Origin of the sequence: Methylomicrobium sp. Wu6 (assembly GCF_035916875.1) — a bacterium.
GTDB lineage: Bacteria > Pseudomonadota > Gammaproteobacteria > Methylococcales > Methylomonadaceae > Methylomicrobium.
The window spans coordinates 28,655-41,136 of sequence record NZ_JAXUHN010000082.1 but is presented as its reverse complement, the minus strand read 5'-3'; the positions used below and the strand labels follow the sequence as shown (position 1 = coordinate 41,136).

At 52.9% G+C, this 12,482-nt stretch carries 13 protein-coding genes and 2 pseudogenes; 5 read left to right on the top strand and 10 right to left on the bottom strand.

What is annotated here, in order from left to right; genetic code table 11:
- The first annotated feature begins 59 nt into the window (after positions 1-59).
- Both U2W12_RS12590 and U2W12_RS12585 read left to right on the top strand, forming a co-directional pair.
- A complete protein-coding gene (locus U2W12_RS12590; protein ID WP_326501041.1) occupies positions 60-242 on the top strand; it encodes a hypothetical protein in 183 nt (60 codons plus the stop codon).
- Between the two features lie 123 nt (positions 243-365).
- The gene (locus tag U2W12_RS12585) at positions 366-695 is read left to right on the top strand and encodes an EthD family reductase (protein WP_326501040.1); all 330 of its coding nucleotides are present in this window, start codon (positions 366-368) and stop codon (positions 693-695) included.
- 15 nt (positions 696-710) lie between these two features.
- Here U2W12_RS12585 and U2W12_RS12580 read toward each other — a convergent pair whose 3' ends face one another.
- A complete protein-coding gene (locus U2W12_RS12580; RefSeq protein ID WP_326501039.1) occupies positions 711-1,472 on the bottom strand; it encodes a glutamine amidotransferase in 762 nt (253 codons plus the stop codon).
- Between the two features lie 174 nt (positions 1,473-1,646).
- Between U2W12_RS12580 and U2W12_RS12575 the strand changes: the two genes are divergently transcribed.
- The 3 genes from U2W12_RS12575 (at position 1,647) to U2W12_RS12565 (ending at position 4,606) form a co-directional block, all read left to right on the top strand.
- Positions 1,647-2,912 (top strand): glutaredoxin, encoded by a 1,266-nt coding sequence (locus U2W12_RS12575; protein WP_326501038.1) that lies wholly within the window; start codon positions 1,647-1,649, stop codon positions 2,910-2,912.
- A gap of 261 nt (positions 2,913-3,173) precedes the next feature.
- Positions 3,174-3,386: a cold-shock protein gene (locus tag U2W12_RS12570; RefSeq protein ID WP_326501037.1), complete on the top strand. Its 213-nt coding sequence runs from the start codon at positions 3,174-3,176 to the stop codon at positions 3,384-3,386.
- Between the two features lie 239 nt (positions 3,387-3,625).
- Positions 3,626-4,606, top strand: a complete 981-nt coding sequence (locus U2W12_RS12565; RefSeq protein WP_326501036.1) for a DUF3616 domain-containing protein — start codon at positions 3,626-3,628, stop codon at positions 4,604-4,606.
- A gap of 881 nt (positions 4,607-5,487) precedes the next feature.
- Here the strand turns inward: U2W12_RS12565 and U2W12_RS12560 are convergent.
- The 9 genes and pseudogenes from U2W12_RS12560 to U2W12_RS12520 all read right to left on the bottom strand — a co-directional run bounded on the left by U2W12_RS12560 (position 5,488) and on the right by U2W12_RS12520 (position 12,482).
- Positions 5,488-6,129, bottom strand: a complete 642-nt coding sequence (locus tag U2W12_RS12560; protein ID WP_326501035.1) for a DUF2959 domain-containing protein — start codon at positions 6,127-6,129, stop codon at positions 5,488-5,490.
- A gap of 43 nt (positions 6,130-6,172) precedes the next feature.
- Positions 6,173-6,640 (bottom strand): protein CreA, encoded by a 468-nt coding sequence (gene creA, locus U2W12_RS12555; RefSeq protein ID WP_326501034.1) that lies wholly within the window; start codon positions 6,638-6,640, stop codon positions 6,173-6,175.
- Positions 6,641-6,674: 34 nt separating this feature from the next.
- On the bottom strand, positions 6,675-6,899 hold the full coding sequence (locus tag U2W12_RS12550; RefSeq protein WP_326501033.1) for a hypothetical protein: 225 nt from the start codon (positions 6,897-6,899) through the stop codon (positions 6,675-6,677).
- Positions 6,900-7,038: 139 nt separating this feature from the next.
- A pseudogene (locus tag U2W12_RS12545) lies at positions 7,039-7,224 on the bottom strand (hypothetical protein); the annotation flags it as partial.
- Positions 7,220-7,381, bottom strand: a complete 162-nt coding sequence (locus tag U2W12_RS12540; protein ID WP_326501032.1) for a hypothetical protein — start codon at positions 7,379-7,381, stop codon at positions 7,220-7,222. The gene U2W12_RS12540 and the pseudogene U2W12_RS12545, both read right to left, overlap by 5 nt.
- A pseudogene (locus U2W12_RS12535) lies at positions 7,372-8,264 on the bottom strand (XdhC family protein). Before U2W12_RS12535 ends, U2W12_RS12540 begins: the two are co-directional and overlap by 10 nt.
- Positions 8,265-8,319: 55 nt before the next feature.
- Positions 8,320-8,796, bottom strand: coding sequence for a hypothetical protein (locus U2W12_RS12530; protein ID WP_326501031.1), 477 nt, complete (start codon positions 8,794-8,796; stop codon positions 8,320-8,322).
- Positions 8,789-11,056: a molybdopterin cofactor-binding domain-containing protein gene (locus tag U2W12_RS12525; protein WP_326501030.1), complete on the bottom strand. Its 2,268-nt coding sequence runs from the start codon at positions 11,054-11,056 to the stop codon at positions 8,789-8,791. Before U2W12_RS12525 ends, U2W12_RS12530 begins: the two co-directional genes overlap by 8 nt.
- The gene (locus tag U2W12_RS12520) at positions 11,043-12,482 is read right to left on the bottom strand and encodes an FAD binding domain-containing protein (RefSeq protein ID WP_326501029.1); all 1,440 of its coding nucleotides are present in this window, start codon (positions 12,480-12,482) and stop codon (positions 11,043-11,045) included. The genes U2W12_RS12525 and U2W12_RS12520 overlap by 14 nt, the downstream gene beginning before the upstream one ends.

Below are 12,482 nucleotides of genomic sequence, written 5' to 3'. Positions count from 1 at the left end.
GAAATACGAGTGGCTGCCATTCCAATCGTTTACACCTACCGAACTTGAGGAGGCTATCGATGAAATCGGCGCTGGTTTTGGCTCTCAATACCAATTTACTTTCTGCTAAGCACTTACACATGTCCGTCATTCCGGCATACACGCAGGACACATGGGGATCGCCGGAATCCGCGACCGCACGAATGCAGACGACCCGCTTCCCGGCGGGCATGACGGCCTTTATGTATAAAGGCATGCATTAAAGAGCGTTGATTGGGCTGAGCTACGAAGACTTGTAAGCACACACGGCGTATCTTTTGGGGCCTGAATTAACGGGTCGTTTTGAAAATGGCATGCGATGCGTGCGTATAAATATTGAGGAATCAATGATAAAGATCAGCATCCTTTACCCAAACACTCCAGATAGCCGGTTCGACATGCGTTATTATGTCGATACACATATGCCAATGTCTATTGAACTCTTGAGCGCTCATCCAGGTTTCAAAGGGGTTACCGTCGAACACGGTATCAGCGGCGCCATACCAGGTAGCGAACCCGCCTATATCGCAATGTGCCATTTCTTGTTCGACTCGCCGGAAGACTTCATGGACGCTTTCACTCCCCACGCCGCAGCGCTCCAGGGCGATATGCCAAACTACACCACTATCGAGCCGGTTATTCAATTTAATGAAGTCGTCATCTCGATAGCCGGATAAAGCAGCACGCGTACCTTACGGCCACTGATGCCGTGAACCGGCATCGGTACCGGCTTTCTCTTGCTTTTGTAAACAATAGGCATAGAACCGTTTCAGCAGCGCATTCGCCGACTCGGTATGATCGATCCCAGCCTTTATTGCGTCGACATACCTACCCTCTTGGCGCAACGCGTCCGCATGTTTTCTGACATATGCGTGCATGATGTCTGCCGTGAATTCGGGATGAAATTGGACGCCCCAGGCGCTGTCGCCCAGACGAAACGCATGATGGGCTTCATATGGATTTCCTGCCAGCCGGAGCGCACTTGCCGGCAGCCGGGTCACCGTTTGCGCATGGGTCACATGCGCGGTAAACGTTTCCGGCAAATGGCCCAAGAGAAAATCCTTCCTGCCCTCATCGGTCAAGTTGATCGCGACGGTGCCGATTTCACGCCCTTCGGGATGATAATCCACCCCTCCCCCCATCGCCTGCGCCAATAGTTGATGCCCGAAACACACACCCAGCAACGGAATATTGCGCTCAACGGCCTGCGCTATCCAGGAAGCCAACGACCGCATCCAGTCCGTTTGATCGGTGACCATGGCGGGCGACCCAGTAATGATCACGCCCGCTAAACTATGCAACGGAGGCAAAGTCTCTCCCGCCATCGCGTCGATGACGGGAACTTCGGCAGCGGTCAAGCCGCAGCCGTCGATCATCCAGTCTTCAAAGTCGCCAAATTGTTGTTGCACGGCAGGGAAGGTCGAGCCTGTTTTGATGATGACGAATGTTTTCATGAGAGGTTGGAGAGAATAAATTTCAATATACTTTGTCAGAATAAAGTAACGCATTGTAACTGTTCGCGGCAAAAGGGAGCCCCTCCGTAGATGGCTTTTGGCGTTTCGCGCTGAAGAAAAGTTACAACTTATTTCGCCTTATAATAAGCCTTGCCACGTGAATCAAGAACTCAAATGAAAGCGTTCAAATCTTTATATGGACTTCCAAAGATAATTATCCTGGCCTTGCTGTCGGCATTGCCGATAGGAAATTCCGGACTCGCTGCCGCCGATATGCAATCGACGACAGCTGAAATCACGGCATCTTCCGATAGGGTTCAGGCTGCCGTCGATCTCGAGGTATTCGTCCGCGAAGGCTGCCCCCATTGCGTTAAGGCCGAAGAGTTCCTGTCCGCTTTGTCGGCCGAACGGCCGGATGTGCGGATTTCGATGCGCGATGTCAGCCGGGATGCCCTCGCGCTCGAACGCCTAAAGCAATTGTCAACCGCTCAAGGCCTTAACAAATTAAGTGTGCCGGCCTTTTATATCAACGGACAGTTGATTATCGGCTTTTCGGAAGATGCTAACACGGGAAACCAGATCCGGGCCGAGCTGGATCGGGCTAAGCACGCAAAACAAGCCCCCGTTGCCACCCCCGAGAGCTGCATCGTTGATAAAAACCAGACTTGCGAAAGCGAAACGCCCTCACCTTCCGGGCCGGAAAAGTTTGAAGTCGCGCTATTCGGCCATACCCTTTCGCTCGAACAGGTTGGCCTGCCGATGTTTACGCTGGCGATGGGCTTGCTCGACGGCTTCAACCCATGTTCGATGTGGGTGCTGATTCTGATGATTTCGCTGCTCGCGCCGATGCAAAACCGCTGGCGCATGCTCGCGGTCGCCGGAACCTTTATCGCGGTGGAAGGTGTCGCCTATCTCGTGTTCATGGCGGCCTGGCTCAATCTGTTCCTGCTCGTCGGTCTTTCCCGCGCCTCGGAGATCATCATCGCGGCCCTTGCGATACTTGCCGGCGCGATCCATATCAAGGATTTCCCGGCCTATGGACGCGGGATTTCGCTGTCGATACCCCAAAAATCAAAACCCGGCATCTATGTCCAAATGCGCCATATACTGCAAGCCGAAAATCTGCTTGGCGCGATGATCGGCGCAGTGATTCTGGCCATCCTGGTGCAGATCGTCGAATTTCTCTGTACTTCGGGCTTTCCCGCGCTTTATACCCGCATCCTGACTTTGCAGCAACTGAGCGGTTTTAGCTACTACGGCTATCTGTTGCTGTACAATGCGGCCTACATGCTTGACGATGTCATCGTACTCGGCATCGGTGTTTTCACCCTCAGCCAAAGGCGGCTTCAGGAGAACGAAGGCCGTTGGCTCAAGCTGATCAGCGGCGCGGTCATGGTCGGCCTGGGCGTCTATTTGTTGGCAATACGGCATCCGGGTTAATCAACAATTAGACAACAGAAGGGACAATTTTAGCTACTCCCCTCCTTGCCCTCATGCTGTTTCAAAAATATATCTTGACACCACTGAATAAGAAGTCCATACTGCTCTCGGCTTGAAAAGAAGATTTACCCTCTGTTTACCATTTCGACGTTTCTCTCGTAGTTTCTCGTCCTGTTTTTCATTTAGTAAGTTCCAATTTTACCAGCTAGACCCGCCTCATAAAGGCTTTACAAACAATATTTAATATTTACAGGACTTACTATGTCTACACTGACTACCGGCACCGTTAAATGGTTTAACTCTGAAAAAGGCTTCGGCTTTATCGAACAGAGCTCAGGCCCCGATGTTTTCGTTCACTTCAGAAGCATCGTCAACGCAGGCGGCTACAAAAGCCTGGATGAAGGCCAAAAAGTCGAATTCAGCGTAACCCGCGGCCCTAAAGGCCCACAAGCGGAAAACGTAAAAGTCATCTAAGTTGACTTTACTGGCTGCGATCGCAATTGCGGCGCAGCCAGTCTTTTAATACCAATAAAATCCCGCCTTAAATATTAGTCAACTGATTTAATAGACTAATGAACTCCTCCTTCCATTAACGATCAGAGCTGTTGAACGTAATATAAACCAACGTTCACGTTCGAATCTCAGGTTTCACACCTAAGCTCGCCCTATAGAGCATAGGCATGCCCAACGGTTAACTTGGAGTCATGTGACAGATGAAAAAACTCAGATTCAGTGTCGAGAGAGAACTGCAACATCAGGGAATCTGTGATGCGTCAGGGGCCGTTGTCCTCGATGAACAGCATTTTGCAGTTGCGAATGATGAAGACAATATCCTGAAAATCTATCGCTCGGACCATTCGGGTAGGCCCGTTGCTGGAATTTCCGGCAGGGATCTTAACGACTACTTTGATAACAATCCCAAAATCAAGGAAGTCGATATCGAAGCCGCGACCCAAATGGACGGCATAATCTACTGGATGACTTCTCATGGCAGAAATAAAGACGGTCAACTGGAACCGGAACGCCGGCAATTCTTTGCCAATAAATTATCCAAAGACGATGGCGACCCGCGCTTCAAACAAATCGGGCATTCCTATACGCGGCTCGTCGAAGACATGTTGCGGGATGAACGCTTGCAACGCTATCACCTTGAAGCTGCAGAACAACTACCGCCTAAAGCAAAAGGCGGGCTAAACATAGAAGGACTCGCCGCAACCCCCAATAACAAAGCGCTATTGATTGGTTTTCGCAATCCCATTCCTGACGGCAAGGCCATTCTTTTGCCCCTGACCAATCCCCTGGAATTGATTAAAGAAAAAAATGCCCATGCCATTTTTGGCAATCCCATAGAACTGGATTTAAATGGCCTTGGCATCCGGAGCCTCGAATACTGGGAAAGTCAGAATCGCTTCATCATCGTTGCCGGCGCTTATGATGGCAGCGATCAATTTGCTCTTTACCAGTGGTCAGGGCTGGAAAATGAAAATCCCGAACGGATTGAAGTCACCGGCTGGCCATCCGATTTTCGCCCGGAAAGTGTTTTGTTTTATCCGCATCGAGACAATCAATTTCAGCTTCTGAGCGATGATGGCTCGATCAAGAGAAATGCAGGAACGCCTTGCAAGGACATCAAGGATAAAGATCACCCGCTGAAATATTTCAGGAGCCTTTGGATTCGCATTGATGAAATTTAGGCCATTTCCGTGAATGATTATCTCCACCCGCCGGTCGGGTTTTGCAAACCCGACCGTTACATTTCGTCTCCTTTGCCATCGCGCAAGGCACAAAACGTAAGCAACGGGGTTGGAAACCCCGTCGCGCCCATAGAACAGCCATTCCTGCCAAACCGGCGATATTGCCTATACATATAACTACAACCCATCAACTCCCTATCAACAAACGGTAAAACTTAAATATTTACCTGATCCTAGTTATAGTGGTTTTTATGATCTGGTGCTTTCGTGGCGTACAAATCACTGGGAAATGGATTGGTCTTACGGAATAGGCGGATGGCAAATGATATCTGGTAGCAAGTAGCCTTGATTCCGCTACGCTTCATCAAGCCCATAGGGCGGGTTAAACTCGCGCACGCATTGACTTTGAAATTACCCGGAGATTTCCGCGCGTTGGAACCCGCCTTCGGGAAAGCCAATTACTCCAAATCTCGTTCCTATGTACCCACTGGATCCACCCATTCCAAATGGATATTGCCCCAAGCAAGTAGCCTCGATGTAGCCATGCGGAATCGAGGAAAATCGAAGCCGCAAATCCCTCGATTCCGCTGCGCTTCATCGAGGCTACTCATTGGCCGGAGTCAACCTCGATGAAAATAAAACCGATGGAGACGATGAATTTCGTTGTTGATCAAGAATGGTGCAGTCGTTGGGTCAAGTTTTCATTGCAGCGCTTCCACTTGCACTATTGATCCGGCCCCATGAAGTTTCAAACTCCGTTCGGGCTGAGATTCGACGCCCCGGATGAACTGGCCTTTCGACAGGCTCAAGGCGAACGGCCTCAAACTTTTAAGGGCCGGATCAATAATGCTCGTCTGGGAATTGCGCCGTAGGGCAATTTTTTACTTTTCCATCGTTTTGATAAAAGCATTGGCTTCATTAATGGACTTTTCCATGGCGGCAATCAGGTTTGAAACATCCGTTTTTATTGAACCCAATTCGGTTTTCAGAGAAGCAATGGCCTGGGCATTGAGGTTATGCTTCATAAACATCACTTGATCCTTAAAAACCGCCAGAATCGGTTCGATTTTTGATTCGGCGCTCTTCATGGCCTTAATCAATTGCTGGTATTGGATTTTGGTTTCATTGAGCTTGTTTTGACTGCTGCGCTTGAGAGACGCGCTGCTGTATTGCGTGATTTCGTTTTCCCATTCACTGAACAAGGCCTCCGAGACATCTTCGATTTCACTGATGCGGTACCTGACTTCATCCGCTTTTTTAACGCTGGCCTCGTATTCGCTATTGAGTTTATTGTAAGTCGCCTCCAGATCGCCGCCCTTGAAATTGGTGACCGCTGTAAACTGCTCCAGGGCGGATTTGAATTGTTCCTTTGTTTCTTCCTGCGTATCGCGCGCCTTCTCAACCCGATGAACCATCACTTCCCGTTTAGGGATTCCTATTTTCTCCAGGCCGCTGTAATACAGGCTGGAACAGGCGCTCAGGCTAAAAATCAAAGAGAAAGATACGATCGGCAAGTAGTTCATTAATATCTCCGTTGGCGGTTTTGAGGCATTATAGAATAAACCCTTAGCGCCAAGGCAGGATCGGTACGGCGGAAATACTGTTTTTCGGCGAGCCTTTTAATACGCGGTCGCTATAGACCATGTAGACCAACGTATTGCGGTTTTTATCATAGAACCTGACCACCTGCATCGACTTGAAAACCAGCGAGGTGCGTTTCTTAAAGACATCTTCGCCATCGCGGGCGCCTGATTTAATTTTCGGATCAAGATTCACCGTCCCGGTTTGATGGCAGGACAAAGAAGCATCGGAAGTGTCTTCCGCGACGCCAACGGCCCCGGAAACGCCCCCGGTTTTTGCGCGGCTAATATAACAGGTCACGCCGGCCACATCCGGATCGTCAAAGGCCTCAATGACGATTTTATTATCGGGGCCAATGAGTTTGAATTCGGTATCGACGGAGCCGATCATGTCGGCCAAGGCGGGAGTAATGCAAGCCAGTAACAATAAGCCGATAAAAATATTATTTTTCATGGGGCTATCTCCGGAATAATCAGTGAAAAAAAACTCAGCTCCGTAGCGCTTTTTCCAGCTTTTTGCATTGCCCGGCATCCAGCCACCTCTCGCACCAGACATTCAACGCGGTCGCGCTGCCTTTCATCAAATCGAATTCCCTTTTGGCTTCGCCCGGTTGCTCCTTAGGCCACCAACTGTGCACAGCGAACTGTTGGGCAATGTAATCGCGGGCTTTGGATAATTCGGCTTCTGTGATGTTTATATTTTTCGAGGCCATTGGATTCACCAACCCAATAAAATAATAAAATAGGTAAAGGGATAGTTTACACGATACGCGGATCTGATTTTTCGTCAATAGTTGTTTTATATGGGTGGGTTAGACGCGCACACGCATTGACTTTGAATTTACCCGGAGATTACCGCGCGTTGTAAGCCGCCTTCGGGAAAGCCATTACTCCAAATCTCGTTCCTGTGTACCCACTGGATCCGCCCATTCCAAATGGATATTGCCCCAAGCGGACAAAATCGTGGAAACTCGAATAAGGCCAATCGGCGACACGTTTAACCAAGCCGTGTTTGACCGGATTGTAGTGGATGTCATCGAGCGGATGCCCGCTGGAGCAGGTCCTGCATGAGCCGACGGCCGATCATGCGGTTTTGCAATGCCGGATCGACCGTGACGGGTCCCAGGCCGACAATCATTGAACGGTCGGCATCGCCTGGGGTTGCCAGGCGTATCGTCAGGTTTATCATGTGCAAGGGTAATCGTCGGAATTGATAAATTGAATCAGCTCGGCCGCGATACTGATCGCGATTTCCGCCGGCGTATGACTCTTGATCGGCAAGCCGATGGGCGCATGCAGCTTTTGCAGTGTTTGCCCGGACAATGCCTCCTTGATCGAGGCAATTTTTTACGGCTGCCTAATAGGCCAAGGTAAGGAACATTCTTTTCGGCCAGCTTCGCCAAGACCTGTGCATCGGTTCGATGGCTGTGCGTCATGATGATGACAAAAACCTCCGGGCCTTCCGGAATCATTTTATCGATCTCAGCATAAGAGATGACGATTTTTTTCCAGGCGACGCCATTGCTTTTCATCGTTTCGAGGCCTGCCCGCTCGTCGATCACGACGCTATCGAAAGACAGTAGATCGAGCACTTTCGAAAGCATCAGACTGACATGCCCGCCTCCGATGATATAAGCGCATCTGCGCAGCCCGATCACTTCCTGGTAATGCCAGTCTTCGCCGGCCTCGTAATGTGCAGATAATCCCGTCGAGCCAGCGTCGATCAATTGCAGGCCATACCTTGAAATGACGAGGCGCCTTGGCGTTCTGAGGCGGCAGCATTCGTCCAACTGTTCGAAGAGGGGTAGGTCCTGAAGCCGGCAGGGATAGACTAAAACCGTTTGTTCGCCTCCGCAGATCATGCCGGAGCCGTTGCCCGTTTCAGACGCATGATGCACAATGGAATGAATCTTCGGCTCTGTTTGTCCCCAGGCCATCGATTCCCTGACCGACTCAATCAAGCCATTTTCAATGGTCCCCCCCCCAATCGTTCCGATCACCCCGCTTGCGGTGACCGCCATTTTGGCGCCGCGTCTGCCCGGAGAACTGCCGGCACTGTCCACCACAATCAACAGCATGACCTGAGCGCCCGAAGCCAGGGCGTCGCCAATCCATTGCCAGGGTTGCGCCGGATCAACCATACAACTCCTTGCTCGAGGCGTAATAGACCGCCATGACTGACGAAAAAAGCGCACTGGCCAAAAACCGCCAGTTGAGCGGTATCAGGTTTTGGATGACGTAATTGGCCAGAAGCGCAAACGGCATGGCGTACAGAAAGGAATCCAGACCGATCGCCAACAAGCCCCAGTTGATTTCCGAACCGCGACCCGAAACCAAGTTAATCAGCGCGATATGCCGCGCGATCCACAGCGGATTGAAAAACGCTTCCGCACAGAGCATGCGCTTTATCGCATGCCATCGACCGGCATGGTCAAACTGCCGATCTATCCAGGCGAAATACGCCGGTATCTCGATCGCATAAAGCGTTCCGCCGACAAGCATCATGCCCAGCGTCCGGCTAATCTGAAATTCGCCCTCGATCGCGGCGGCAATGGCATCGCCGCCCGCATAAACCACACTGCCGTGAACCACGTTGCGCCAGCTAAGCATCGGGATGTTGTTTCTGATAGAGCGCCAACAGCACTTTTTCCGGCGTCATCGGAGCGCGGAAATCGGGCTGCCAGGCGGGAATAAACGCCCGAATCGCCTTGCACAGCGCGAAATACGCCGCAATACCGTACATCAAGGGCGGTTCGCCGACTGCTTTTGAATGCATCAGCCCCGGCGGATTCGTCGCCGATGCTAAAAAATGCACGTCGATGTCGGGTGCAAAATGCATATCCGGAATTTTGTAAGCGGTCAGATTATCGGTCAACAAACGCCCGGAGTCATCGAAGAGGACCTCTTCCAGCGTCATCCAGCCCAGCCCTTGCACGATTCCGCCTTCAATCTGGCCGCAGTCGACCATCACATCCAGCGGTTGACCGTCGTCGTGTACGACTTTTACGCTATCGATGCGATAGCGGCCGCGCAGACAATCGAGGGTAACTTCGACCGCCGCACAGCCGTAAACATGATAGGCGAAGGGCTGTCCTTGCTCTTTGGTCCGGTCGAAAAACAGCTCGGGCGTCGCATAATGCACCTCCGCCGACAAGGCCGTCCGCGATAGATAGGCCAGACTGACCAGTCTGTTCCAGCTCAGCTCTGTGGGTTGGCCTTGTCGGCAAACCTGTTCCCTCTCGAAGGTAATCTCCGAGGCATCGACGCCGCCCAACCGAGCGGCGGCCAGATCGATCAGGCGCTGCTTGATCTGCAATGCCGCCAGGCGCGCCGCCTGGCCGTTCAGATCGGCGCCGGTGCTGGCGGCGGTCGGCGACATATTCGCGATGCGCGTGGTATTGGTGCTTTCAACCTTGACGCGTTGCTCGTCGATACCGAAAACGACGGAGACGACCTGGCCAATCTTCTGTTTAACGCCCTGCCCCATTTCAACCGCGCCGCAACTGACGCTGACGCTACCGTCGCCGTAAACATGCAGCAGCGCATCGGCCTGATTCAGAAAAGTCGAGGTAAAAGAAATGCCGAAACAGATCGGCATGATCGCGATGCCTTTCTTTTCGAGTTTATGGGCCGCATTGAACGCATCAATTTCCAGCTGCCGTTGCTGCAGGGCAAAACGGGACTGCGCCTCACGCCAGCATGCGGTCGCCATGCAACGCCGCGCCTGCATGCCGTAGTAAAAATGCTGGCCTTCCCGCAGCAGGTTGACTTCTTGGATTCGGCTCGCGTCGACCCCCATTTTATCTGCCGCCTTAAAAATCGCACTCTCCAGAACATACATCGCCTGCGGCCCGCCGAATCCACGAAAAGCGGTATTGGGCGGCAGATTCGTCCGGCAACTGACCGCGCTAACCTGCATATTCGGGATGAAATAACTGTTGCCGGCATGAAACAACGAGCGCTCCAGAATGGGCGGAGACAGGTCGGCTATCGCGCCGGCATTCTGGAAGAAATCGGCCCGGTAAGCCAGAATCTTGCCGGACCGATCCAGACCGATCTTAAAATCGGCCTCATAAGGGTGGCGCTTGCCGGTCAGCCGGTAGTCCTCATCCCGCCGCAGCGAGATTTTTACGATCCGTTGCAGGTGATGGGACGCCAGCGCCGCCATCACCGCAAATGCAGTCGCCTGTTCTTCCTTGCCGCCAAAACCGCCGCCGAGGCGCACCACATCGACTTCGACCGCATGCATCGGCAGGCCCAATACCCTCGCGATGCTGCGCTGCGTGCCCCCTGGGGACTGGGTCGCCGAAAAAACCCGAAGGCCGTTGTTTTCCAGAGGATAGGCGATCGCATTCTGGGTTTCGAGATACATGTGCTCCTGCGCGCCGGTCACAGCCGAGCCTTCGACGATCAGATCGCATCCGGCCCAGGCCGCTTCGACATCGCCGCAAGAAAACAGCCTTCTCGGCGCGATATGCAGACCCATTTTATCCGCTGTCCGGGCGTCGAATACGGCAGGCAACGACTGGTAATCGACCACGACCGACGCCGCCGCCTGCCGGGCAATCTCGCCGGTTTCGGCAACCACCAAGGCGATCGGCTGCCCCAGATACACAACTTCTTTTTCGGCCAGCAGCACTTCGTCGGCCGAAAAATTGCCGATTTGATTCACCCCCGGAATATCGGCCGCCGTAAAAACCGCAATCACCCCGACATGCGCGAAAGCAGGCTCGGTATCGATCTTTTCGATGATGCCGCGCGCAATAGAGGAGACCGCCGGATAAACCGCCAGCGTTCCCTCCGGATGCAGCAGATCGTCGGTGAATTGGGACGCGCCTTGCGCATGCAGTTCGGCATCACGCAGTTTCATGCAGCGCCTCCCAGCAGAGTTGCTCCGGAAACAGTTTCAGGAAATGGGCGAAAATCAGCTGCCTGAGCAGCAGGCCTTTATAGTCGGCGGTGCCGCGGATATCCGAAATCGGCGCAATTTCGCTTTGCGCGACCCTGGCCGCTTCAAGAACGACTTCCTCGCGCACCGCCTTGCCCAACAGAAACTCGCAGGTCGAGTTCAAATACAGTGGAATCGGCGCGACGCCGCCGGCGGACAAGCAAACCTTTTGAATCACTCCGTTCGATAGCTCGATCAGCAGCGCCGAATTGACGCTGGCGATATCCAGGTAGGTCCGTTTACTGACCTTTTCAAAGCTGAATCCGAAAGGCGGTTCGGGAAGCGCTAAACTGATTTCCCGGAGCAGTTCGTCCGGCCCGCAATCGATTTGTTTGTAGGCCTTGAAGAAATCCCGCAAGCGGACCGGGCGTTCCTGCATTGGCCCATCGATGTGAAGACGCGCATCCAACGCCAGAAAAAACACTGCCAGATCGGCGATCGGCGAAGCGTTGAATAGATTGCCTCCAACGGTCGCCCGCTGCCGAATCGGCGCGCAACAGATCCGCCTGAAATCTTCGTCGATCGCCGGAAACAGATTTTGCAGTGCTTGAGAGGTTCGCAGCTGCTCGATCGTCGTTGCTGCATCGATGATGCAGCGGCCGTCCTGCAGGCGGACACATTCGGCGCTGTTTTCTGGCCGCAGGAAATTCAGCGGAGCGGAACATAATATTTCCGGTTTTTGCACAAACAGGTCAGTGCCGCCGGCGACCCTGACGGCATCCGAATCTCCAGGTGCCGGCTTTATCCGGGGCAAAGAGGCCAGTTTTTCCGGAATCGACGCAAAGTAACGCGGCAGCAAATGCCAATCGATGCAATCCCGGATGCGGTTTTCCTGAGGCGAGCCGCTCAAATCGAAACGACTGCAAAGTGCTTGAATGGTCCGTTTGATGCCCGCATAGCCGGTGCAGCGACAAAGATTGCCCGCCACCGCATCCATCGCCGCGGCGGCATCGGAGTTTATGCTGTTCAGAAAAAAGGCGGTTAACGCGATCACGAATCCCGGCGTACAAAAGCCGCATTGAATGCCGCCCTGGGCCACCAGCATTTGTTGAATCGGATTCAGCTCCGGGCCGTTAATGCCCTCTATCGTGACCAGATGACAGCCGGCAACCGCGCCGAGCGGCAATAAACAGGAGTTGACCGGAACATAACGCATTCGTGATGACGCCTCGGGCGTGCCCAGCAAGACCATGCAGGCGCCGCAGTCGCCCTCGCGGCAGGCTTCCTTCGTGCCGGTCAGATGATGAACGCGGCGGATGATGTCCAGCAACACCACACCAGGCCCGGCCTTTTCCTCGATTTTGTCCCGGTTCAGCAGAAATGGGACCGCTTCGCTCGCAACAGACAT